A 25,206-nucleotide genomic window follows, 5' to 3' on the forward strand; every position below is an offset into this window, starting at 1 on the left:
AATCTGTACACTGCCGCCTGCTGTTAACAGTTCTGCTCCGGTTACGGTCTTGCTGTAGCTGTCTGGGCCTGTGATCTCAAAGCTGATATCTGATGCTACATCTGTGAGTGTCTTATCTCCACTTACTGTCTTTGTCAGTTTCAGGCTGCCGACCTGCTTCTTGTAATTGTTTACAAACTCTATGTTGCTGGTTGCTCCATCTGTTACAGCTGCCGTTGCTGTCTTTCCGTCAACTTTGCTTCCGCTTCCTACCTTGTGGCTGGTTGTCAATGTATAACCTGTGATTCCTGCTACAGTTTCGACTACTGTGTAGTCTCCTAATGCAAGGCCATCAATCTGTACACTGCCGCCTGCTGTTAACAGTTCTGCTCCGGTTACGGTCTTGCTGTAGCTGTCTGGGCCTGTGATCTTAAAGCTGATATCCGCTGCTACATCCGCAAGCGTCTTGTCTCCACTTACTGTCTTTGTCAGCTTCAGGCTGCCGACCTGCTTCTTGTAGTTGTTTGTAAATACTACTTCTGCTGTTCCGCCGTTTGGTACGGCTGCTGTTGCTGTCTTGCCATCAACTTCACTTCCGTCTCCAACCTTATGGTTGGTTGTTAATGTATAACCTGTGATTCCTGCTACAGTTTCGACTACTGTGTAGTCTCCGATTGCAAGGCCATCAATCTGTACACTGCCGCTTGCATCAAGCTGTGTTCCTGATACTGTCTCACTGTAGCCATTTGGTCCGGTAATCTTAAAGCTGATATTTGCCTTTACTTCTGCGAGTGTCTTATCTCCAGTTACCGTCTTTGTCAGCTTCAGGTTGCCTACCTTCGGAGTTTCACTGTAATTTATAATTCCAAATGCTCCATTTACATCAGCTGTTAAGCCCTCTATGGACACAACGGCCTTTCCTGCATCTTCTGTTACCGTTACAGTCCATGTACTTGTTGGCTTCAAAAAGCCGGAAGGTGCTGTTGTTTCTTCCAATATATACTTTCCAACAGCTAAACCTGTAATTGTAAGTTCTCCCGTTCCACTCTGAGAAGTTCCGTGACCAACTACAGAGCCTTTGAAATCAGCCTTTGTGTCATCGTAATTATAAAGATAGAATGTTGCTCCACCTAAATAATTATTATCCAGATCCTTTTTGATCAATTTCAGATCTCCGGTCACAACCTGAGCATCCGCCTTATTAACGGCTGTCAATATACCACTACTAATACCCGTCTTATTATTAGCTGAATATGTTACCTTGTATCCCGGTATATCTGCTTCCTCAATAAAGTAATAATATCTTATACCTTCTCCATCCTTGGTAGGAAGTTTTGTTACTATCTCCTCCCAGGAATTACTATTACTCAATGTATATACATGATCCACCGGTGTTGTACTTCCGGCATCTGCAAATACAGATGTTGCTGTTCCCGTCGCTTCAAAAAGTGCTTCCTGATATTCTGCAGACACAGCTACCGGCCAATTATTTACAGGAGTTACAGGGTTATCCCACCAGTTATCATCTGGCGCAAATGTAATATCAGTATCTGCATCCACTGTAAATGTATAAGTTTTTGCAGTTGATGACTCACTTGTGAAAGATTTTGTCTCAGCCGTTCCTCCATTTGTACTTACTGTCAAATCCGCACCAGAAGCACCATAACCATTATTCCAGGTTATTGTACAGCTTGTTCCAGGTTTTACATAGTAAGTCGCCACCCCTTCTTGAGTATTGTTCCAAGCATACTTATTATGTACCGTTACAGTCTTATAATCTCCACCATTTCTCTCATACTTCTGCTGTTTTAAAGTAATGGTTGCACTCTGTGCATTTGTTGGTGTCAATGCACTTCCATCTGCATTCTGCCACTCTTTTCTTATAACTACTGTTGTATCATCTATATCGTTCGTAATAGTATCTGTCATACCCTTACTAATATAGAAATGAATCGTCGTATTATCCTGTAAACCTGCAGCAGACTGTAAGCCGTTGTCTTTAATCTCCTTCTTAAGATCCGATAAGGATTCATCACTACCGCCAGTACCAAACATCATATAGATAGGAGTACTGTCAATCGTATATCCCGTTGGAGCTTCCGTCTCTACTAATCTGTATAATACTTTCTTCTCTACTACAATATCATCGGCAGATGCTTTCTGGCTGTCTGTTGTCAGGTTCAAACCTGTCTCAGGAATCTGAATTTCACTCTCTGTATTCCATGTTCCAGTCTTACTGGTCGAGTCAAAATCGAACTTCTCCATACGGAACTTTGCACCTGAAAGATTCACATGTATATTTCCTGAATCCGTCTTATATAAGGTCAGGCTAGGATTATTGCCCGCTGTCGCTGATGATGAGGCGACAGTATAATTAATATCATTTGATTTATGGTATGATGTTCCGTCTAATGAAATGGCATTACTGATCTGTACTGTCGGATCTGCCATCTTAGATGAATACTGTATATCATAGGTATACTCAATAACCAGAGGAGTCTCATCCGGCACTTTAAATATGATAGATGATACACGATTATTTCCATCTATCGTCTGTGCCGTTGAGGTATCTACCTGATACAAGCCGGAAGATATACGTTGTCCTTTTTTATCCGCTGCTGATTCATCATAGTTATATACCACCACATCATCTTTGTTAAAGATAACTGACTGAAGATTAGCATCAATAGTGCTCAACTTGTCTGTAAGTGTAATTGTATCGGAATCAGGAAGCAGATCCGCTCCATCCGGATTTACAATTACAGTATATTTAATCTTAGATGTTGCATTACCATCTGCATCTAACTGCTGAACACCATTTTTGCTTATAGTATTATCAGAGGTATTGTCCCCCGTGACTTTCTGCGTAATCTGTGAAGATATATTTGTGCCATCAATGGAAGCTTTATTTGTATAACTTCCCTTTTTCTTCGGCATATTCAATGTATATTCGATATAAATAATCTCTGATGTCGAAAATACTGATTTATCCAGTGTAAATATCAGTTTATTGCCAGACTGAGTTGTTGTTAAGTTTGATTTATACTCATTTTTACTACTATCATATCTATATGCATATACGCCTTCTGACTCAGCCCATGTAGCACCATCCGGTAATTCATCCGTAATAACTACATCAGATGTCGTATTAGTCAGTCCTCCATCGCGATTAATTGCGATACGATATCTGAGTTTGCCATATGACGCATTTGTGCAATCCAATACACTATTTTCGCCATCAGCCTTCCAACTCCAATCACCCGACTCAGAATTTACATACTTAATCATCGGAGTCTTAATCTCATACTCATGATTTGCTGAATCCTGCTCTGTCTTACCATTGATCGTAAGAGCCGTAGTATTCTGGAATACTCTCTTATCCCCTTCGCTCATTCCTGTATAGTCGGCATAGGTTGTATACTGTATTCTGAATTCCCGTAAAGATCCTGTACGCTGTATATCCTGTGTATAGTTGATCGTAAATCCATCTGCATTTACGCCATCCGGCAGATCATTTATATCTGTATAATCTATACCGTCTGTACCATGGAATACAAGTTCTGCACCTGTCGGCAGACCTGTGATACCCCATGTATCCTTATTAATTATCAGTTTATCTCCCAAGGTATCTTTGGTGTAGCTGCCGGCAGGTATTCCGCTTTCCGGTATTCTGACACCTATCTCCCAGGTATAGACGCCTCCCTGCTTTGTCTCATTCGACGCACTCTTGAAATTCTTATACTGATAATCTGATTTTCCGATCGTTGCATCTTTGGATGCGGTATAATCTGTATCCTGATCAGACAGTTCTGCATCATTCTTATACTTTTCTTCAGTATCTCTTATATCATTTTCTGAAGTATATGTATATGTAATTGTGTATTTATTCGTATCATCATCTGTAAAGGTATATCCTGAACCAAATAACTTATCTGCTGTCAGTCCATCCTTTGCAGGTGTAACAGTAAAATTCTTAATATCACTGGTATCAATCGTCATTCCTGCCGGCGGAGTAAGAACATCCTTTAAGGTAAAGCCATTCAGATTCTCTCCTGCACCATTAACTGTGATCGTCCATGTGATCGTGCTTCCTGATACACTAGCTCCCTTTGTCAACATCTCATGTTTTACTTCTGTGTTAACATATGCGTCTTTGTCGTTACTTGCATCTTCATCCTTACTTTCTACTTTCGCCTGATTGTTAATCCATTTTGAACCATTCAGGTTTTTCACCTGATCCGGATCAACATCAACATCATATTCGATCGTATAAGATTCTCCCGCATCAAGCTTTGGAAGATCCTTGATCGTCATAGTACTTTTGTTCTCACTTGTCTTACCGACTGTCACTCCGGTACTATAGGAAGTTCCATTTACTTTAATGCTGCTTGCATCAATGGTAAACATACCACTTGCATCATTCACAGTATCTGTTACTGTTACCGTATCTCTGGTTCCCTTTACAGAAGATACCTTAACTGTATAATGTATTTTATTTGTTGCAGAATCGTAAGAACCACCTGTTTTGGTTGCATCAATATCAAATGCATCCTTTGCCGGAACAACCTTAATCGTTGTTCCACTTCCATCAAAACTGATAGAATCTTCTTCCTGTTTTTTATTTGCATTTGCTGAACAATTAAAGATCAATGTACCCGGGAACTTCTTTGATGGATTAAAGTTACTCATATCTGTTCTGTAAGTTATTGTAACTAAGCCATTCTCATCAATAGTATAAGTACCAACTGTCAGGTCACCACTTTTTACTACTCCATCTTTTATCTCTGATGAAAGTTTAATGTTTCCCGGCAACTGATAAGTTACCTGATTATTCTCCTCAGAAATAATGCCATCTGGCATAGTATACTTTATACTGATCTGAATATCATCTCCATCGAAAACCTTATCTGTTTCTACATAAGTGCCGGATTCCTTTTTTCCAACTGTAACACTGTCAAGGTATGATGAAAGATCATATTTATCTCCACTCGCTCTCATGGCTCCATATAATCTGACATCCGCATCTGACGCTGTCGCTGTCCGGGCTTCCGCTCCAGCCTTTGCACTGGTACTTCCAAGACCTGCTCCCCCTGTAATTGGTGAACAAACTGAGAAGACCATCAGCATAGATAACAAAATCGCAATTATTTTTTTGCTTTTCCTTCCCATTCTCTTTACCTCCATTTGTTTGTTGCTCTTAGTTCTCTTTTCTTTGTTTAGCATTCTTGTTCTTAATTGTTTATATATAATCTGGTTTAACGATCTGCACCGGATATATAATCTTAGCCTAAAAATGAACAGACTACCCCCAGGGCATAAACGTTCCAGTTCATCACATCATACGCCATTACCATAAAAAAGTCAACAAAGCAGCAAGGTTGTATTTATTAAATTTCGCCAAGGATTAAGTTTGTTTATTAAATTAAGAAAGCTGTTTGCCGACCGTATTTGCAGGCAGCCATTTTCCCTTCCATGCATAGAGCACCATAAGAGCCGCTCCGAACGCCCATGAGACCGGATATAAGACAAAAATTCCGTCGATATCATGGAAAGTAGGAAGGATAAACTGAATCCACACGATACGGAACAGACATAAAGATGTCAGCAGTACGACCATTGGCGGTACACTCTTTCCTGCCCCCCGGATGGTTCCTGCCAGACCGTGCATGATACTTAAAATGAAATAAAACGGGCAGAAGTACTTCATCGCCAGTTCTCCGTATGCGACGACTGCATCATCATTTGTGAATAACCGCATCAACGGGTCTGAAAATACCAGAAGCAGGATTCCTGTGGTGATCGTATAGATCAATCCCATCGCGATCGTCACCCACATGCCTTTCTTTACCCGGTCTATCTTTCCGGCTCCATAATTCTGTCCGGTAAATGTCGTAACTGCCATGCTGATACTCATAACCGGAAGGATATTGAAGCCATCGATCTTCAGATATGCGCCAAATCCTGCTACCGCATCTGCTCCGAATCCGTTCACACTGGACTGCACAAGGATATTTGACAGGGAAATGACCATATTCTGGATTCCGGTTGGAAGTCCGATCTTCACGATACGTCCTGCCATCTGTCTATGTATCTTTATCTTTCTCAGAGAAACTCTGTAATCTGCTTTTACGCGCATCAGATAACCGGTCGCAAGAACACTTGATACCACCTGACTGATATCCGTTGCGATCGCAGCGCCTTCTACACCCATGCCAAAGCCCCGGATCAGAACCAGATCGAGGATGATATTTGTAACCGATGCATACGCAAGGTAGATCAGTGAACGCTTCGAATTACCACCTGCGTTCAGGATGCCTGCTGCCATGTTATATAGAACATTGAATAACAGTCCACCAGAATAAATCTGCAGATAGAGAACTGCGCCGTCAAATACTTCTTCCGGGGTATGCATCCACAAAAGAAGTCTGCGGCTGAACAGAACACCACCGATCGTAAGGATCACGCCTAATATAACAGATATTGCAAGGGCTGTATGAACAGCATCCTCTGTCTCTTTTTTCTTCTTTGCGCCCAGATACTGGGAAACTACGACACCTGCACCTACGGAAGCGCCCTGACTGAATGCGATCAGCAGGTAAATCACCGATGTACTGGAGCCGACTGCCGCAAGTGCATTCTTTCCTACAAAATTACCAACGATGATCGAATCTGCTGTGTTATACAACTGTTGCAGCAGATTTCCTAATATTAGTGGAATTGCAAAAAATAATATATTTTTTACGATGCTTCCCTCTGTCATCAGAGTGCCTTTTTTCGTTTCTGACTTCATCTGTATCCCTCTGTTCCTGTCTTATCTGTCATGTAAGCTTTCCACCATCTAAAATCTTAGCAATGGCATACTTCTATCATTATCCTAATATCTTTTTCAACATATGAACGCGGTTAAATGGGAATGAAAAATAATATCCGTCTGCAAAATCATCGGTCATTGCCATGAATTCTCTGGCAAGCCGGATACCACAATTTTCTCCTTCTTCTCTGCTCATATCCTCTCTGTAACGATCTATAACTGAATCCGGTATCTCGATACCCGTCATTTCATTCTTCATAAAGACAGCATTTTTCCTGCTGACAAGCGGCATCAGTCCGACAAGGATCGTAGCTCCGGTCTCTTTCTTCATCTGCCTTATAATCTCTGCCTGCTCTGCCGAGAAGATCGGCTGGGTCATAAAAAATGTCGCTCCTGCCGCCATCTTTCTTCGGATTCGTTCTGTCTCTGCCTTTGTATTCATCCGGTTATGATTGATTGCACCGCCATATGTAACCGGGTGCTCGCTAAATGTATCACTGTTCATTTCCTGAACGATCTTCATCATTCCTACAGAGTCGAAATTGAACACGCTCTTTGTCGTCTGACGGAATAATACGGGAACCGGATCACCTGTCAGCAAAAGGAAATTCGTGATATGGTTCAGACTTGCTCCAAGTATCGTGGAACGGATCGCGATCGCATTCTTATCTCTGCAGCAAATATGCGGCATAACGCACAGTCCTGTCTCAAGTCTTATCTTCTCTGCCATCAATACCGAATCGGCTCTGGTTCTTCCCGATGGAGAATCCGGGAAAGTCACGACATCGACTTCTGCATTCTTTAATATATGCGCTGCATCGAGTAACTTCTCATCATCTGCATTTAACGGAGGAACCAGTTCGACTGCAACCAGCTTATGGGACGGATCCTTCACCCGACGCTCCATGAAACCATATGCCGGTTTCTCCGAAGATACAGTTACCTCTGCCACTGTTTCCCTGCTGCCAACCGGATAATCCGGTGATATCCCTGCTGCTATCTTCCGAATATAATCCGGTGTTGTTCCACAGCATCCACCGAAGATACAGATGCCTGACTCTGCGATCTCTGATATTTTCTCCGCAAAATATTCTGCATTATCCGTAAAGGTCAGACGGTTATTCAGATATTTCGGATAACCGGAGTTCGGGAATACCGAAAGGAATGTAGCATCGTCTGCCGATATATTCCGGATCAGCTTCTTCATATGGCCCGGTCCGACACCACAGTTTAAGCCGGTGCCATCTATATATCTGCATGCCTCTGCATCCGCGATCAGTCGTTTCGCAGACAGGCCTGTATTGCTATAGCCGAACTGATTGACACTGAAATGTACCAGAATCGTACAGTCATGTGTCTCTTTCAGATATGCGATCGCCGGGAGAATCGTTTCCAGTTCCGGAAATGTCTCAAATAACAGAATGTCGATTCCCTGCTCGATAAATGTCTCTCCGATCATGATATATTCCTTCGTCAGGTTATCGGAATGCGGTACACCCTCGGCGGGGATCGGGCCGATATCTCCTGCAATATAAATCTCATGCTCCGCCTTTTCTGCCGCTGCCTTCGCGCATGTAACTGCCGCCCGGATATTCTCTTTTACCGCTTCTGTATCACTTAAAAGGCTCTTTGTGTTTGATGCAAATGTATTCGTGCGGATAAGCTGTGCTCCCGCTTCTATGTATTCGGTGTGGATGCCAATGACCCGCTCCGGTGCTGTTATATTCGCAAGCTCCGGAAGATTTGAAATCGCAAGCCCTTTTTCCGGCTTACTTCCATCTCCATATAATGACATGTAATAAGTACCAAATGCTCCGTCTGCAATGATTCGTTTTGTCTGTATATATTCTTTCAATCTCATAAAAATCTGTTTATCTCCTTGTCCGTTTCCAAATTCGGCCTATGTGCTACAGTCTGCCTTTGTCTATCATTAGGCGTTTTTTCCACACCATTATATATGGACATCCATCAGAATTCAATGGTATGCCGCCACAAGAGCCAAATGGCATCTGCCACTCCTGTACTTCCAAACAAAACCCGCAAAACATCTTACTTCTTATAACGCAAAAATGATCTGCATACAAGTCTGTCATTTTCTGACTGCCCTTGTATACAGATCATTTCATTTTAATCGGAACTTTATGATACTCTTATCATCTGTTCCTTCTCGGCAACGTACTTCATCATCCGAAGCACATAGGACGGCATCTTTCTTTTTCCGGCCTCCCAATCCTGCACGGTACGATATGGGATTCCATAATAATCGCAGAATTTTTTACGATTCATACCCATACTGTCACGAAGTTTGCGAACCTCATTTCCGTATACTTCTTTCTCATCCATGCTTTTTTCCTCCTTAACCCTTTTGTATTTGTCCCCAAACCAATATATAGTTTAGTTTATATAAATAACGCAGGATTTGCAATACACCTTGCAAAAATGTCTTGTTTTCTGCATTATTTTACCATTTCTTTACCATTTTCGAGGCTGTTTCCCCAAAAATGACATGCAGAATCAGATCAGATTCCTGTTCTTCGCTTCCATAACTGCGCCGGCTTTGTCTTTTACTCCCAGTTTTTTATATGTCTGTGCCATATGATATTTTACATTTGCCTCCGTCATATTAAGCTGCTCCGCAATCTGGATCCTAGAGAATCCCTCTGCCAGAAGTTTGATGATACGGATACCGGTCTCACTTATCCGGACTTCTGCCTTTCCCATTTTCAGATATCCCGGATATGATCTTGCAACACTCTCTGTCTCTTTCATCACCTGTCTATGATACTGACGATTCTTTTTTATAAGTTTCGGATCATCTTCCACCTCTTCCGGTACAAACGGCAATGCTTGAAGCAGCGGATAGACAGCTGCTCCCTCTCTGGAAATCACTCTTACAAAATGATAATCTGCCGCTTCCTTTATCCCTGCCTGCAATTCTTCCCGCCAGGCTTTATTTCCCATACGATACATCGTGATCGCCATCAGTAATCTGCACTCGATCTGAATATAAGTACGTTTCATGACTTCGGCATAATATTGAAGCTTCACCAATAAACTGTATGCCTGTTCATATTTGCCTCGTTGAATGTATACCCGAACCTTTGTAAGATAAATAAATCTGTCATAGATTGAAAATTCCACATTCTCATCTACCGTCTGATCCATCCACCGGTTTACTTCTGCCCATTCGCCCTTATACAGTGCACATCGGGCAAGAAATGTCTGTATGTTCGGCAACAGCTTTACTGCCCCCTCCTTTTCAGCTTTCTCATAAAAGCTTCGGAGAACTTCTTCTGCCTCCTGAACTTTTCCGTTTATGATATGAAGCCATGCAAGGATACCGTCAGCTACAAAACACTGTTCAATCTTGCCTCCGGCTTCTGCCTGCATACGACCTTTATTTGCAAGGACAGCCACCTCGTAATTGTCTTCGCCTTTTTCAAAAAAACTCTCTGCCAATGCCAGATTGATCAGGCCTTTACCGTATTTGCCAAGAACAAATTCCACAAGCTTACCTATCTTGCCTGCCAGTTCGCGGTCTTTTTTGCTCCATTCACAGAAATCTTTTCCTCCATTCATCATAGACGGTTGGTTAGAAGTAACTGAAAATTCGCCCAATGTCGCCTGCCTGTCAAATACCAGTCGATATGCATTCTTCATAATACTTATCATATCCGCTGAACCTCTATGAGGCAATCCGATCTCCAGATACAGCAGATTATTCTTTGCTACCTTGCGAATACTGCCCTGATGACTGTCTGCAAATGCCTGCAGCTCCGAATACCAGCGTTCACTTTCCTCCGGATTCAACAACAACGATTGCAGCATACTCATGCCACACATAAGCTCCGGACTTTTCTTCACGATCTCCTCCGACAACGCAAGATAATATTTCTTCAATTCATAATAATACGCACTGTTTGCTGACTTTCTTGCATTATCGATCAGAATAGATACCATTCGTTCCATCGCGTCTGCTTTCTCGTACATTTCAAGTGCCTGTAAAGGTCTGCCTGCTAACTGATAAAACAATCCTGCATTTTCATATACATTTTTTATCTGTTCTTTTGTGTATTTTCTGTTCATTCTGCGCAACATGGATAATCGCATATGATCTCGAAGCTTATAGATTTTTTCTCCGTTTGCTCCCATCTGTTCATCTAAGAAATTACCCATCCATCTTGCATGCTCGATCAGATTCTCTGCATCATTCGCTCCCGTGATCATCTCAGCCAGCCGTATGGTAAATGTATCTACGATCGATATTTTCATCAGAAAATCCTGCATCTGGATATCCCAATTATCGTATACATGGAACTCAAGATAATTCCACATCTGCTCTGTTACTTTTCTTGAGTACTCATCGTACTCCGGATCAGACAATCCATTTTCATATCCCAGTTCGTAGTACATGGTTGTTGCTACGTTTAATGCAAATGGCATACCATAGGTTTCTCTTGCCAGTCGCTTCTTCTGCTCTTCAGTCAGAACCATCTGTGTCAGCTCTATATATTTCAAGATTGACGGCATATCCATAATAAGCATGCTTTCATCTATAATATAAAAGCCTTCCCGGAAGCGCAGCGTTGAAAGCCATGGGGGAACAGGGCATCTGCCAGCCAGGATCATCCAGACATCCTCCCTCATAATTAACTTAAAAATTGCGTTTCGGAGTTCATCATCTTCTTCCCATGTAAGCTCATGTATATCATCGATCACAACAATCTTTCTGGCTGTTTCCTCCGGAATCTCAAGGTTCTCTGCCGTTATTTCTCCTGCATGGAACAGGTTATATTTTCTCTTACCCAGATAATGGGTGATCAACTCACTTTTTCCGGTTCCGCTGACTCCAAATATATATGCGGTTATGTTCTCATCGTCTGCCGTCTTCAGCAACCGCCAGGCTTTTTTCGGTTTGATATAGTCGCCTTTTTCTATTGATGGATTTCCGTTCATAACCGCTGTTCCTTTCGCTTGTTTCTTCTTCTCCGTGAATAACTACGATTTCTCCGTTCTTCGAACTCCCGAAATCGCCTCAGCCATTCGCTTTCCGGACTTTCGTCCTTCATGCTCATGTCTCTTCTCCGTGAATAACTACGATTTCTCCGTTCTTCGAACTCCCGAAATCGCCTCAGCCATTCGCTTTCCGGACTTTCGTCCTTCATGCTCATGTCTGTTTGCCCGGCAAATAATTACACAGCTTTGCCTGCTAGCAGGCATGCTGTGTAATTGCTTGCCGGGGTTATTCACTCATTATATCACTTGTTTTGGCGCACTGTACACTGGACAAACGGCTAGTATTGCACATTTTTTTATTATTTTTCATTCTTTCAAATAAAACACTTGCTTTTTTCAGAATAAATATTTATACTAGTACAGGTATTGAGATCCATACATTTGAGTATGGATTTTCTTTCGGCGCGTGGCTCAGCTTGGTAGAGCGCTTCGTTCGGGACGAAGAGGTCGCAGGTTCAAATCCTGTCGCGCCGATTTTTTATGCTCTTTTTTACGCACAGTTATAAAACAATCCATTTTTGTATTTCAACACAAGAAACGGATTGTTTTATAACCGCGCATACAGGTAAGCGAATTTTTATCTTGTCACCGACAGTATTTTTCTCTGTCTTAAAGTTCGTTTAAGGATTCCCTTTTAGAATACAAGTAAATTAAATAGTTCCTGTACATCTATATCATCTACCTATTATTTCGTAAGTCGTTTCCACTCTAATCCTCGTGCAGCGATATTTACATTACAAATACGAATTGTGTGATCTCTCTTTCCGATGGAACGATCACAAATAAAGACAGCGACAGCTACCTGATGAATATTTGCGGCAACTCCGCTTCCCATGGCTGGGGTACCGCTGGAGCAAATGGCGCACAGGTAACATTTTCCGCAAGCGACCAGACCTTAGACGGTGATATCGTTGTGGATACGATCTCCACGCTTGATATGACATTATCTGATAACAGCACCTTTAACGGAACGATCAACATTATCGATAATGCCGATGGTGGTACTGCTGTCTCCGACAATGCCGTTGTTACGATTGATTCCGGAAGCACCTGGAATCTGACTGGTAACTGCACGATCAGCAGCCTTACCAATAATGGCACGATCAATTTCAACGGCTACACCATCACTCTTGCAGATGGCACGGTGTTGAAGTAAATTTCTGAAAGCACCCTATGGTTACTCATAGGGTGCTGAGAAATTGATCCAGCATATACAATGGAACATTCACCATCCAATCTTGTTTTCTAAATTTCGACATAGAAGATCGTATTGCCATTTCAGGTTTATATTTTTCACAAAAAGCTCGCAAACTCTTTGCTCGTAGGTTTTCTTCTGCTTTTACCTCAATAGGAATACACTGCATCTCCTGTTGTATCAAAAAGTCAATCTCCCCACTGGAATTTTCTGTAGAGTAATAATACAATTCTCTATCAGCTGCTTTTAACTGCTGTGCAACAAACTGTTCTGTCAATGCTCCTTTAAATTCTTCAAAAATTCTACACCCATCCAGCAACACTTTTGCTGCAATATTTCCCTTTGCCCCAAGAAGCCCTACATCAATCATAAACATCTTGAAGCTGCTCATCTCCATATATGCAATCAAAGGAATATCCGGTTTACTAACACGATAACTTTTTATAATCAAACCGGCATCTTCCAACCACTGGATTGCTAATTCAAAATCCTTTGCTCTGGCGCCTTCCCTCACACAACCATAAATAAACTTACGATTTTCTTTTGCAAGCTGAGCCGGAATAGAATTCCATACCATCATAATTCTTGGAATTACATCTCTGGGTGCATGCTTACTAAAATCCTCTTCATAATACTTCAGTAAATTCTTCTGGATTTCTCTTACTTCATTAAAGTCATCTGTATCTAAATATGTTTGAATAACTTCTGGCATTCCACCTATATAGTAATATTTTTTTAATAGCTCCGTATATTTTATAGAATAGGCATTTATCATTTCATAATCACGCGATTGTAATAATTTTGCCAACTCATTTTCACCATTTGCGCATAAAAACTCGCTGAAATTCAAAGGATAAAGCTGCATGAAGTCTACCTTTCCAACAGGAAATGAAGTACCACTATGAAGTGCTACTCCTAATAATGATCCTGCAGCAATTATGGCATATTGTGGTGCATTTTCATAAAAATATTTTAACGATGTAAGAGCCTCAGGCGCTTCTTGTATTTCATCAAATATAATCAATGTATCTGCTGCTTCAAAACTTTTTCCATACTCAATTTTAATAGCAGATACAATACGCGCAATATCAAAATCAATTTGAAATACCCTTTTCATAATTTCATTATTATCAAAGTTAATATATACTGTATTCTTAAAATATCGCGCACCAAATTCCTTCATAATCCATGTTTTTCCAACTTGTCTGGCACCTTGGATAATTAAAGGTTTTCTTTTTTTCTTATCCTTCCATTTTTCTAACTTTATAAATAAATCTCTTTCCATAACTTCATACCACCTTTGCACTTATCCGTAGCAGTTATGCCAATATTATATGCTTTTATTTATATTTTATCAACATTTTTCAGGTGGTAATTTGTTCGTCTATAGCATTTTTCAGGTGGTAATTTTTATAAACTCAACAATTTTCAGGTGATAAATATACTCATTCAATTCTTCCATCCTCTATCCTGTACCGGATCGGACACCGCATCGCAACCTTTGGATCATGCGATACGATAATGATCGTTATCCCCTGTCTGTTTAGTTCCAACAATAAATCCATAAGACTATCGGTATTTTCAGAATCTAACGCTCCCGTTGGTTCATCTGCAATAATTATTTTTGCATCCATTGCCAATGCTCTGGCGATCGCAACCCTCTGTCTTTGTCCACCGGATAACTGATTTGTCTTTTTTTGCTCTAGTCCTGAAAGCCCGACAGCCGACAATATCTCCTTTGCTTTATTTTCAAATTTGCGGTTATATCGTCCTCCGATCACTTCGGGCAGACATACATTTCGCAGAACTGTATCGTTTCCAAGAAGTCCAAAATCCTGCATGATCATCCCTATCTTTTGATTGCGTATTCTGCATCTTTCTTTATCAGACATATCAGAAACCAGTTTCCCACAAAAACGATATTCTCCGGAACTCGGCGAATCAATTCCCGCAATAATATGCAGCAGAGTTGATTTTCCGGAACCGGAAGGTCCCGTAATGGCAACCATATCCCCCTCTTCTATTCTCAGATTAATATCCTTTAATGCATGCGTCTCGGTTGCTTTTCCTGCATTATATATTTTTTCAATCTTTTCTAATTCGATCATATCAGTCACCACCCTTTAATAATTCAATCTCCGCCTGTTTTCCGGTGCGCCGGAATCCCATCCATATGCTCAATAGCAAAATAAACAAAAGCACACCTGCTGAAAATCCATAACTAAATATCCCTATGTATCCGTAACTCTCCTGTATTTTTAATACCGTTTTTGTAAACCATGGATATAAAAGTACCGCTATTCCAAATGACACAGCCAGCAAAATTGCACCGGATGAGAAGATAACCGCTATCATCTTCTTTCTTGTCATTCCTAATATATAAAATACTGCAAACTCATTTTTCTTCTGTGCGATCATAAGATACAGATACCCTCCATATCCAAATACTGCGATCAAGGTCAACAAAGCAAATGCCAGCACATACCATGCATTTTCTTCCAGCATATTCTTAAAAGCTCCTGCTGCTATCGTCCGATAAGTATTTAAAGTTCCATAATTTCTCATTTTGCTTTGCAAAGAGGTTGCCAGATTTTCTCCCGATATATGTTCTTCCGGTTCTATCAGGAAATTAACATTTGTCAAACGAGCAAATAATTCATCCATAGCCTTGCCAAATACAATAAATCTGTATTCCGATAAATCTTTCGACGGAACTGCCATATCTCCCAGTTCCATGATATCTCCATAACTGAAAACCACAGGAACCGCACTGTCTTCCTGTAAGATACCCACCACTTCACACGGTATTTTTATCGTATTATCAAAAGCAAGATTGATTTCCGTCTTTGTTCCAACTGGTAATTCCTCTGCCAAAGAATCGCTGACCAATATCGGAACATATCCTTCCGATACATTTTTCAACGCCGCTGATTCCGTATTTAACTGGATAACATCTAACATTTCACTCGAATATAAAACCAGATTTGCGCTGCTCATCTTCCCATCCGTCTGCATATAAGTACCATTTTCAAATACACATCGATCTACTTTTTTCACACCGTTCGACTCCCGCAGCAGCTCATAAATCTCTTTTGCCGCAGTTCCATTTCCGGTCATTTCCTGCGCATATATTGAATTATTCTTGCTAAAATGAACCATAGAATCAAAGTCTAATGTATATACCGCTTTTACCTGCTTTTTCTCCATCAAATATGAATCGACCGGTTTTAATACAACAAATGACATTTCAAGCATACATATCAACTGAATGAATAAAACGATCTCCCCAAATAACTTCTTTGTATATAAATACCTGCATATCCGAAGAAAATTCATACGATCTCCCCCTTTGTATATAAACGAACCACCTTTCCCATCGGTCTTAACGTGCATAATATCGAAAATCCAAACATAACAGCTAATATATATATCAGGCTGTCAGGCATTGGGAACGCATTTCCATAGACATATTGAAGTAATGGAAATGTAAGATATTGCAGAATAATCGCAATGATACTGCCAACGCCATAATATAAAAGCCAGTGTCCATATATCAATAACATGCACCGTACTTTTGGCATCCCACACAACCACAAAACGGTGATCTCTTTTTTATAAGTTGTGATCCATTCTGCCATGAGTCTGATCACTGTTATCCCGGCGATCATACACAAAAGAAATGCCAGTATTTCATATTGCGTCCGTCCTTCTTCCAGCACATCATCGGAATTGCTATCGGGTAAATATACTTGTGTCGATGGAAACATATCCTGTATTTTTTCTGCATATTTCTTCAAATCCTCATAAGATGCATAATTGAATTGCGCCAAAATCTGTTCCGGTTGAAATTCTTCTTTATAGCATTTATATGGGATCAACATATATTGCATTTCCTCACCGGCTTCTTCCCCTAAAATGTCGATCTGTGACTGTGATGATCTGGCTGAAGCAAAGGACCATGGAATGATCCAGCCCATACCGATTACTTCATATGTATGCTCGCCTGCCTCAAAGCTTCCGCTTCCGGCTATTGCATTTTTCATATTATCAGATACAAAACCAACATATTCACCTGCTGCCTGTTCCTCCTTGTTAAAAAAATTTCCTGAAGTAATCGGGAACCAATTGTTTCCTTTTGTTCCATCCCAGCCTACCAATACTTTTTTGTTTTCCAATCTTGTGAAATATAATACATTTACCATGCCTTTCTTTGAAATGCTGTTCAGATATGCAGACATCTCATCCATATTTATACCGTTTTTCTCGTCTATATCGATCGTCAGAGATGCTTCCGTATTGCTACAGGTAGCCAACTGATACTGTCCAACTGCCAGACCAAGCATGATACTGATACAATATACACATATGACAACGCCCAACAATAACAACCCGGATATGACAGGATTCATGCTTATGTGTTTCTTTAATACATGTCCGAATATCATAGATATGCCCTCCTTCCTAAACAACCTTGCAAGCAGACAATTTTACGGCCATGGCTCATTCCATACACCTGAAAGATCATCCCTTGCAAGTAAATGATTTTCATCATCATACCATCCACATTCCCCTGTTCAAGGCACGCCGGCGCAAACAACATCCTGCCGGATGCAAACAACATACGGAAATGAAATTATAGTCTTCACAGCAAAGGCTGGTATGTTACAATAAATATTGTAGAAGTGTAGATTTATCGAAAATGAACACAAACGATATGGGAATGCGAGGGGATATTTTTGAGTGACTATATTGCAGAATTTATTATAAATATCTGGGTATCATTTCTTTTTCTGATACTTGCAAACGGAAAATTAAACCGGCGAAGCTTCAGATATTCTTATCTGTTACAGATCCTGTCGGTTCTCGTATTGGCAGAATGTGCCTTATTACTGGATGTCATGCAGGCTCCCGTTATCATCAAATCCCTGACTATACTATTGGTCTTACATTACCTGTATACCTGTATATTCTTTACGTTCCAGATCAGCAATCTGTTCTGGGTCGTTATATTCTGCATAGTAGAACTTGCTTCCAAATTCACAGCGACCATATTCCCTGTAGAATGGCTGCACACAGATGCCGATGGGATGCTGACGGATTATGCAGTACAAAGCTCGGTTACGATCCTGTATCTTCTGACCCTTACGGTATTGACATCCATTCTGCTCTGTTTCTCATCCAGAGCCTTCAAGCTCTCACGAACAGAAAAAATAATCTTCGTTCTGTTGTCAGTCTTATGCATCGTGATTGAAAATCTTATCGTTGCCGGTCAGGTAAATATCCATACCGGAAGCCCGGAAACCTATGCAGATCTTCTGTCTGCCATCTGTTTCCTGATCTTGATCTTATTTGTCTCCCTGACAATATACCTGTACCATCTCGGCATAGAACGTGAGAAAAATATCCAATTGTCCAGGCAACAGCTCCTATCAGAAATGGAGCGTAAGCAATACGACCAGATCATCAGCTCCATATCAGAGCTTCGCTATCTGAAGCATGACATCAGCAATCATCTGGACACCCTTCACGCCCTGATGGTAAATCATGCATATCCGGAAGCAGAGGCATTTATCCGGGACCTGACCGCAACCGTAAATAACAACCACTACATTCTTGCGAGCGGCAACTCCACGGTAGACAGCATCCTCACAAATAAACTGATCCAATGTAAATCTGCACAGATTCAGGTTGAATACTCGGTATTTCTGCCGGACAACATTCCGCTATCGGATATTGAATTATGTTCCTTACTTGGTAATTTATTTGACAATGCCATCGAAGCATGTGAACAGCTTCCGGAAACAGAACAACGCTCGATTGATTTTTCGATGAAACCATTTCAGAATATGCTTTCCATCGCCATAAGCAACCGGACAAATGGATATTACAGAATAGATAAGAAGAATCATTTCCTATCAACGAAAACCATAGAGGATACACCCGAACATGGATTGGGGCTGTCGAGAATCCAAAGTATTATAAACGATCATAATGGTATTTTTAACATTCAACCAACGACGGATACCTTTATGATCCAGATATTGTTGCCACTTAAACGAAAGGATGAATTGATCGAATGAATATAAATATCGCTGTACTGGAAGACATTCCAAAACATTATAAACAATTAGCGGAAGTTATACATAACTGGGCTGAGAAAAAGGAATATGCTGTTTCTGTCAAATGGTTTCACGATGAAACTTCTATTTTAGGATCAGCATTTATGAAAGATTGTAATTTGCTGTTTTCCGATATTGAACTGAAAAATGCCGACACGAATATACCTGCCGATGATCACATCAAAAATGGAATCGATATCTGTACACAATTAAGGAAAAACGGATATCAAGGAGATATTATTTTTCTTACAGCCTTCCGTGAATATGTCTTTGACGGATATCAGGCACAGGCAATCAACTATTTATTAAAACCTGTTTCACCTGAAGCGATCGAACGTTGCCTGGATCAGTATATTTCACTGCATTCTTCAGACTATTATTGCCTGCATAAGGACAATAACATCACACGGATTCCGTTCAATGATATCATTTCCATAAGCAGGTTGGGGCATGACTGCTGTATCACAACAGCTTCCGGATTATACACAGAACGAACCTCGCTGAAAAACATGGAACAGCATCTGCCCGAACCATTTATACGGTGTCACAAGTCCTGCATTGTCAATATAAATCATGTCACCTCATTATCCGGCTCCACGATCTATCTTGCAAATAAACAAACCCAGACGGTCGGAAGAAATTATCTGGATGATGTACGAAAAGCATTGCTGCGAATCGCACAATAAAACAGCACCCTATAAGCATGATACCTTTCAAACAGTCAATGAAAATAACCAATGTCTGCTCAAAAACGTATCACTGCCCACAGAGTGCCTGAAATAATACATCTCTTACTGATTCTTCACATTCTCCACAAATCTCAGGATCTTCTCCCGGTCTTTGCCGATTCCGGTGTCGTTCTCCACACCGGAGCTGGTGTCTGCACCATCCACATGAGTTGCGGCAAATGCCTCTGCCACATTGTCAGGATTTAAACCTCCGGCAAGAAGGGCAAACTTCTCATCGTGCGGAATATCGGAGAGCACAGACCAATTAAAGGTCTTCCCGCTGCCCGGTGTCTGTGCATCAAAGATATATCCTTTTACTATGTCCGCCTGATGATATCTCTCATAAGAAGACAGATCATGTACATTAAATGCTTTGATAACAGGAATACGGATCTCCTGCAGCAGTTCTTCGCTGACATCCCCATGAATCTGGATCATCTGAATTCCGGCAGCTTCGATCTCCCGGATCTGATCGAGCGTCGGTTCTACCGTTACCGCTACGGATGTAATCTTAGGATTCAGCATCTTTATAAGGGAAGATGCTTTTTCTACTGTGATATTCCGCTTGCTTTTCGGAAAGAACATCACCATTCCCATAAAATCCACGCCGGCTTCATTTACATATTCAACTTCCTGTTCTTCTGTGATTCCACAGATTTTTACCAGACTCATAGCTTCTCCATTCTGTCATTTATATGTACGACCTCTTTATCATAGTGGTAGAACAATACTTCTATATAAGAATCGATTATTTACACAGTTCATCTGCCAGTGCATCGATCTGTGCAAGGCTTGCGTCATTTAATGCCGCCTTGATCTGAACTGTTGTATCAGTAAATGTCAGATTCTTGCTGTTTTCAAACATACCCTTCATAACCTTTGCAGCCATTGGAGCCCATGCGCCATTCTCGATCAGACCGATCGTGCGGTTCTGGAAATTACGCTCTGTCAGGTGATTGATGAACTCTCTCATAAATGGGAAAATGTCACCGTTATAGGTCGTTGTTGCAAGCACCAGTTTGCCATAACGGAACGCATCCTCTACTGCCTCTGCCATATCACAGCGGGCAAGGTCATTGACTGCTACCTTTGGACATCCCTTTTCAGTCAGCTTCTTTGCAAGAAGCTCTGCTGCTTCTTTTGTATGTCCATAAACAGATGTGTAAGCGATCACTACGCCATCTGTTTCCACTCCATACGATGACCATGTATCATATAAACCGATGTAGTATCCGAGATTCTCTGTCAGAACCGGTCCATGAAGCGGACAGATGATCTGGATATCCAGTCCTGCTGCCTTCTTCAACAATGCCTGAACCTGTGCACCGAACTTTCCTACGATTCCGATGTAGTAACGGCGAGCCTCACATGCCCAGTCCTCCTCTACATCCAAGGCTCCGAATTTGCCGAAGCCGTCCGCGGAGAATAATACCTTATCTGTGCTGTCATAGGTCATCATAACCTCCGGCCAGTGTACCATCGGAGCCATGACAAATGTCAGCTCATGCTTTCCAAGTGATAAGGTATCTCCCTCTTTCACCATCATTCTTCTATCAGCATAATCTTTTCCAAAGAAGTTCTTCATCATGTTAAATGCTGCCGCTGTTGCAACAACTGTTGCTGTCGGATACTTCTCCATGAAATTTGCAAGATTCGCCGAATGATCCGGCTCCATATGCTGAACCACGATGTAATCCGGTGTCCGGCCTGCAAGCTCCGTTTCCAGCTTTGCAAACCATTCATCTGTAAAATTCTGATCCACCGTATCCATAACGGCAATCTTCTCATCCATGATCACATAAGAATTATATGCCATGCCATTTGGCACAATATACTGTCCCTCAAACAGATCGATCTCATGGTCATTCACACCGATATACTTAATATCATTTGTAACTGTCATTCTTTTCTTCCTCCTGCCACTATATTTTTATTTGTATATTTTTCTATCTGCGGGCTTCTTGTTCACCCACAGTTCTTTACGGTATTTTTTCATTGCATCAACCGCAATACAGTATCTGTTTTCTATATTTCATGATTCCATTTTTACGCTTTCCCTTAGTCCACTGATTTCAGGGACTCCGCCATATTGATCCGCTCCAGTCTCACCGACATGAACAGGTTGACACAGCCATTAAAAGCAAACGTCAGGATAATGCTGTACACATAACTAAGCGGTGAAATGTAAGTGTCAAATGAAACCATATCCACACGGATCTGATCCATAACAAAGCTATGCAGAAATACTCCGAGCACCAGACCGACCGCTATTCCGATTGCCGTCAGCACCCAGTTTTCACGGAACACATAAGATGAGGTTTCATTTCTGAAAAATCCAAGCACCTTTACGGTTGCAATCTCCCGGATTCGTTCTGTAATATTGATATTTGTCAGGTTATACAGCACGATAAATGCCAGTGCTGCCGCCGACAGGATAACGACCAGAACGATATAGTCCAGACTCTTCATCATATTGCTGATACGTTCGCGCATATCTCCATTCACGACTACTGCAGAAACTACATTTTCTTTCATAAGATCGGCAGCCACTTCATGTGCATCCATATCAGGCTTCAGATTGAAATAGACGGAATGATATACCGGAGCTTCTCCCATCTGATCCATGTATGTTTCCGGCGACAGATATACATAATTATATACATAATTTTCAAAGATGCCGGAAATCTTTGCCTTGATCTCTTTCATATCACTGTTCCGGATCGTAATGGTATCCCCAACGGACAGATCATACCGGGTTGCCAAAGCACTGTTGATAACCGCCTCATCCTTGCCCGGATATGCGACCTTCTCATTCTTACTGTTGTGAAAATCCATATATTTGTCCGAATGCTCCGGTTCCTTCATAATAACCAGATTAATGCTCTTAATGCCATCGGACTCTATCAGATCCCAGCTTGTCTCACCGACAAAATCATAGTCCTGCATATATTTGTCTAATTTATCATACAGATTACCGGCTGCCGCTGATTCTGAACCCGTCTGCGTTGCTTCCTGCTGATCCTTCTGATTTTCCTTAGAAGCAGCATTCGTTTTCTTTACGTCATCAACACTCTCTGCAAGGGTCATCGTTCCGTCTAAGATCTGGATCTCATCAAACTGACGATCTGCAAAACCGGCGATCGAATCATTGATACCAAATCCGGTCAGAAGCAGGGCTGTGCATCCGCTGATTCCTATTACCATCATAAAGAAACGCTTCTTATACCGAAAGATATTTCGAACCGATACCTTATGCAGAAATTTTAATCGTTTCCATACAAATGATATTTTCTCAAGGAATACACGTTTGCCCGCCTTCGGTGCCTTCGGCCGCATCAGACCTGCCGCAGTCTCCGACAGCTCATACCGGCAGGTAAACCATGTCGTTCCTACCGAACATGCCAGAGATACCAGCATAGCAATTCCTGCCAGCTTCCAGTCTACAATATATTTTAAGCTAATATTCAGATACATCATATGATATGCTTTCCAGATTACCCGTGGGAATGCATACGTTCCTGCAAAAAAGCCTCCTATACATCCGATAACTGCTGCCAGCCCTGAATAGATCATATATTTGCTCATGATCGTATGCTCACTGTATCCAAGTGCCTTTAGCATTCCGATCATTGTTCGCTGTTCCTCGACCATACGATTCATCGTCGTCATACAGACAAGCACAGCAACCAATACAAAGAACACCGGAAATACCTTTGCTACACCATCCACGATATCGGAATCACTCTCAAAACAGACATAACCGACATTCGTCTCCCTGCCAAGAATATAATAACTGACATCCGGTGCGTCATCTATGGTTACGCCGGCAACCATATCTTCGGTAAGCCCGGTCTGCATCAAAAGCGCCTGATATCGTTTCGTAACACGGTCATGACAGATAGCATCCCAGGCATCCTTTTTCTCGTCCATATAGGTATCGTACGCATCATCGTATAACGCATAGTCCTGATCAAACCTGACATAGACGTCAGTGTAGCATTCACAGTCAAATGCTTCCGGCTTCATATATACAAATCCACTTAATTTACCGGTCCCGAGAGTAGTCGTTCCACGTTCAAAATTAATATAAAGGGAGGACTGTACGGTTCCGGTAACCGTAAATTTCCTATAGCGGAGCTTTGTCTCAGTGGCATCACCATTCGTATCTGCCACGGTAATGACATCACCGATTCTCACATCTGTCAGCTTGTCATCCACTACGCATTCATCATCCGCTTCCGGCAGTCTGCCATCCACCAGACGGATGTCATTCACATGCTCCGGCAATGACAAGGTTTTGAGTGCACGTTCATTATCACCCATACCATCATAAAGCACATCAAATGAATAGCTGCCCTCTGCATACCGGACATCATCCTCACCCGCAAATGCTTCCACATCCTCATCTGTATAGCCAAGCGTAGACACCAGATGCAGATCATAGAATTCCGAATCACTGAGGAAATCCGTAATCGTCTTCACCATAGCCGGCTTGGTCATCTTCAGGCCTGAAAAGAAACCAACACCTAACGCTATGATCGCGAGAATCGCTGCAAACCGTCCAAAACTGTTTTTAATTTCTCGAAATGTCGTACGACGCATCATTGATTTCATAAGACATACCTACCATTCCAGATCTTCTACATTTTTAATGTTATCATTCAGAACAACCTTCTCTACTGTTCCGCTCTTAACTGTGATCACACGATCTGCCATTGCTGTAAGTGCCTGATTATGTGTGATAACGATAACCGTAGTTCCGGTGTTCCTACAGGTATCCTGAAGCAATTTGAGTACGGATTTTCCTGTATTATAGTCCAGCGCACCGGTCGGTTCATCACATAAAAGCAGCTTCGGATTCTTTGCAAGTGCTCTGGCGATCGCTACCCGCTGCTGCTCTCCACCGGATAACTGTGCAGGGAAATTTGCCATACGATCCTCAAGCCCTACCTGCTTTAATACCGTTGCCGCATCTAACGGGTCCTTACAGATCTGTGCCGCAAGCTCTACATTTTCCAGTGCCGTCAGATTCTGCACCAGATTATAGAACTGAAATACAAATCCTACATCATATCTCCTGTATGCCGTAAGCTGCCGCTTGTTCAGCCCGGAGATTTCTTTTCCGTCCAGATATACACTGCCGCCGGACAGCGTGTCCATTCCGCCCAGGATATTCAGAATCGTTGTCTTTCCCGCTCCTGACGCTCCAACAATGACACAGAATTCTCCTTTTTCAATCTCGAAGTTCACATCCCGCAGAGCATGGATCTCAACCTCGCCGGTCTTATATATTTTCTTAACATCCTTAAACTCAACATATGCACTCATGCCGCCTCGCTCCTTTCTATCATGACAGAT

Annotated in this window: 16 protein-coding genes and 1 tRNA gene; 4 read left to right on the forward strand and 13 right to left on the reverse strand. The window is 41.6% G+C overall.

The window, feature by feature from the left end; genetic code table 11:
• From GT641_RS06115 to GT641_RS06135, 5 genes are all read right to left on the reverse strand, one after another.
• The coding region (locus tag GT641_RS06115) for a SpaA isopeptide-forming pilin-related protein (protein ID WP_161117078.1) at positions 1 to 5,148 on the reverse strand (5,148 nt) is incomplete at its 3' end.
• 253 nt (positions 5,149 to 5,401) lie between these two features.
• Entirely contained in the window at positions 5,402 to 6,769 is a 1,368-nt protein-coding gene (locus GT641_RS06120; protein WP_161117079.1) for an MATE family efflux transporter, read from the reverse strand.
• 79 nt (positions 6,770 to 6,848) lie between these two features.
• On the reverse strand, positions 6,849 to 8,651 hold the full coding sequence (locus GT641_RS06125) for a bifunctional homocysteine S-methyltransferase/methylenetetrahydrofolate reductase (protein WP_161117080.1): 1,803 nt from the start codon (positions 8,649 to 8,651) through the stop codon (positions 6,849 to 6,851).
• Between the two features lie 278 nt (positions 8,652 to 8,929).
• On the reverse strand, positions 8,930 to 9,133 hold the full coding sequence (locus GT641_RS06130; protein WP_008401806.1) for a helix-turn-helix domain-containing protein: 204 nt from the start codon (positions 9,131 to 9,133) through the stop codon (positions 8,930 to 8,932).
• 171 nt (positions 9,134 to 9,304) lie between these two features.
• On the reverse strand, positions 9,305 to 11,746 hold the full coding sequence (locus tag GT641_RS06135; RefSeq protein ID WP_161117081.1) for a LuxR C-terminal-related transcriptional regulator: 2,442 nt from the start codon (positions 11,744 to 11,746) through the stop codon (positions 9,305 to 9,307).
• Positions 11,747 to 12,206: 460 nt separating this feature from the next.
• Here GT641_RS06135 and GT641_RS06140 point away from each other — a divergent pair.
• Positions 12,207 to 12,280, forward strand: a tRNA-Pro gene (locus tag GT641_RS06140).
• Between the two features lie 277 nt (positions 12,281 to 12,557).
• Positions 12,558 to 12,962 (forward strand): hypothetical protein, encoded by a 405-nt coding sequence (locus GT641_RS06145; RefSeq protein WP_044945563.1) that lies wholly within the window; start codon positions 12,558 to 12,560, stop codon positions 12,960 to 12,962.
• A 25-nt stretch (positions 12,963 to 12,987) separates the two neighbouring features.
• Here GT641_RS06145 and GT641_RS06150 read toward each other — a convergent pair whose 3' ends face one another.
• The 4 genes from GT641_RS06150 to GT641_RS06165 form a co-directional block, all read right to left on the reverse strand.
• Positions 12,988 to 14,286, reverse strand: a complete 1,299-nt coding sequence (locus tag GT641_RS06150; protein WP_008401801.1) for an AAA family ATPase — start codon at positions 14,284 to 14,286, stop codon at positions 12,988 to 12,990.
• A 160-nt stretch (positions 14,287 to 14,446) separates the two neighbouring features.
• Positions 14,447 to 15,109 carry an ABC transporter ATP-binding protein gene (locus GT641_RS06155; protein ID WP_008401800.1) on the reverse strand — a complete coding sequence of 221 codons (663 nt, stop codon included), beginning with the start codon at positions 15,107 to 15,109 and terminating at the stop codon, positions 14,447 to 14,449.
• A gap of 1 nt (position 15,110) precedes the next feature.
• Positions 15,111 to 16,337, reverse strand: a complete 1,227-nt coding sequence (locus GT641_RS06160) for an ABC transporter permease (protein ID WP_161117082.1) — start codon at positions 16,335 to 16,337, stop codon at positions 15,111 to 15,113.
• Entirely contained in the window at positions 16,334 to 17,446 is a 1,113-nt protein-coding gene (locus GT641_RS06165; RefSeq protein ID WP_119963264.1) for an FtsX-like permease family protein, read from the reverse strand. The genes GT641_RS06160 and GT641_RS06165 overlap by 4 nt, the downstream gene beginning before the upstream one ends.
• A gap of 291 nt (positions 17,447 to 17,737) precedes the next feature.
• Here GT641_RS06165 and GT641_RS06170 point away from each other — a divergent pair, with 291 nt between their 5' ends.
• Positions 17,738 to 19,081, forward strand: a complete 1,344-nt coding sequence (locus GT641_RS06170) for an ATP-binding protein (RefSeq protein ID WP_119963265.1) — start codon at positions 17,738 to 17,740, stop codon at positions 19,079 to 19,081.
• A complete protein-coding gene (locus GT641_RS06175) occupies positions 19,078 to 19,806 on the forward strand; it encodes a LytTR family DNA-binding domain-containing protein (protein ID WP_119963266.1) in 729 nt (242 codons plus the stop codon). The genes GT641_RS06170 and GT641_RS06175 overlap by 4 nt, the downstream gene beginning before the upstream one ends.
• Positions 19,807 to 19,911: 105 nt before the next feature.
• On the opposite strand, the gene GT641_RS06180 is transcribed toward GT641_RS06175, so the two are convergent.
• The 4 genes from GT641_RS06180 to GT641_RS06195 all read right to left on the reverse strand — a co-directional run bounded on the left by GT641_RS06180 (position 19,912) and on the right by GT641_RS06195 (position 25,176).
• Positions 19,912 to 20,520, reverse strand: coding sequence for a phosphoribosylanthranilate isomerase (locus GT641_RS06180; RefSeq protein WP_161117083.1), 609 nt, complete (start codon positions 20,518 to 20,520; stop codon positions 19,912 to 19,914).
• Between the two features lie 76 nt (positions 20,521 to 20,596).
• Entirely contained in the window at positions 20,597 to 21,751 is a 1,155-nt protein-coding gene (locus GT641_RS06185) for an FprA family A-type flavoprotein (protein WP_161117084.1), read from the reverse strand.
• Positions 21,752 to 21,906: 155 nt separating this feature from the next.
• A complete protein-coding gene (locus tag GT641_RS06190; RefSeq protein ID WP_192919812.1) occupies positions 21,907 to 24,462 on the reverse strand; it encodes an ABC transporter permease in 2,556 nt (851 codons plus the stop codon).
• A gap of 9 nt (positions 24,463 to 24,471) precedes the next feature.
• A complete protein-coding gene (locus GT641_RS06195; protein WP_008401792.1) occupies positions 24,472 to 25,176 on the reverse strand; it encodes an ABC transporter ATP-binding protein in 705 nt (234 codons plus the stop codon).
• Positions 25,177 to 25,206: the final 30 nt, after the last annotated feature.

The sequence above is a fragment of the Clostridium sp. BIOML-A1 genome (assembly GCF_009874105.1).
Classification (GTDB): Bacteria; Bacillota; Clostridia; order Lachnospirales; family Lachnospiraceae; genus Coprococcus.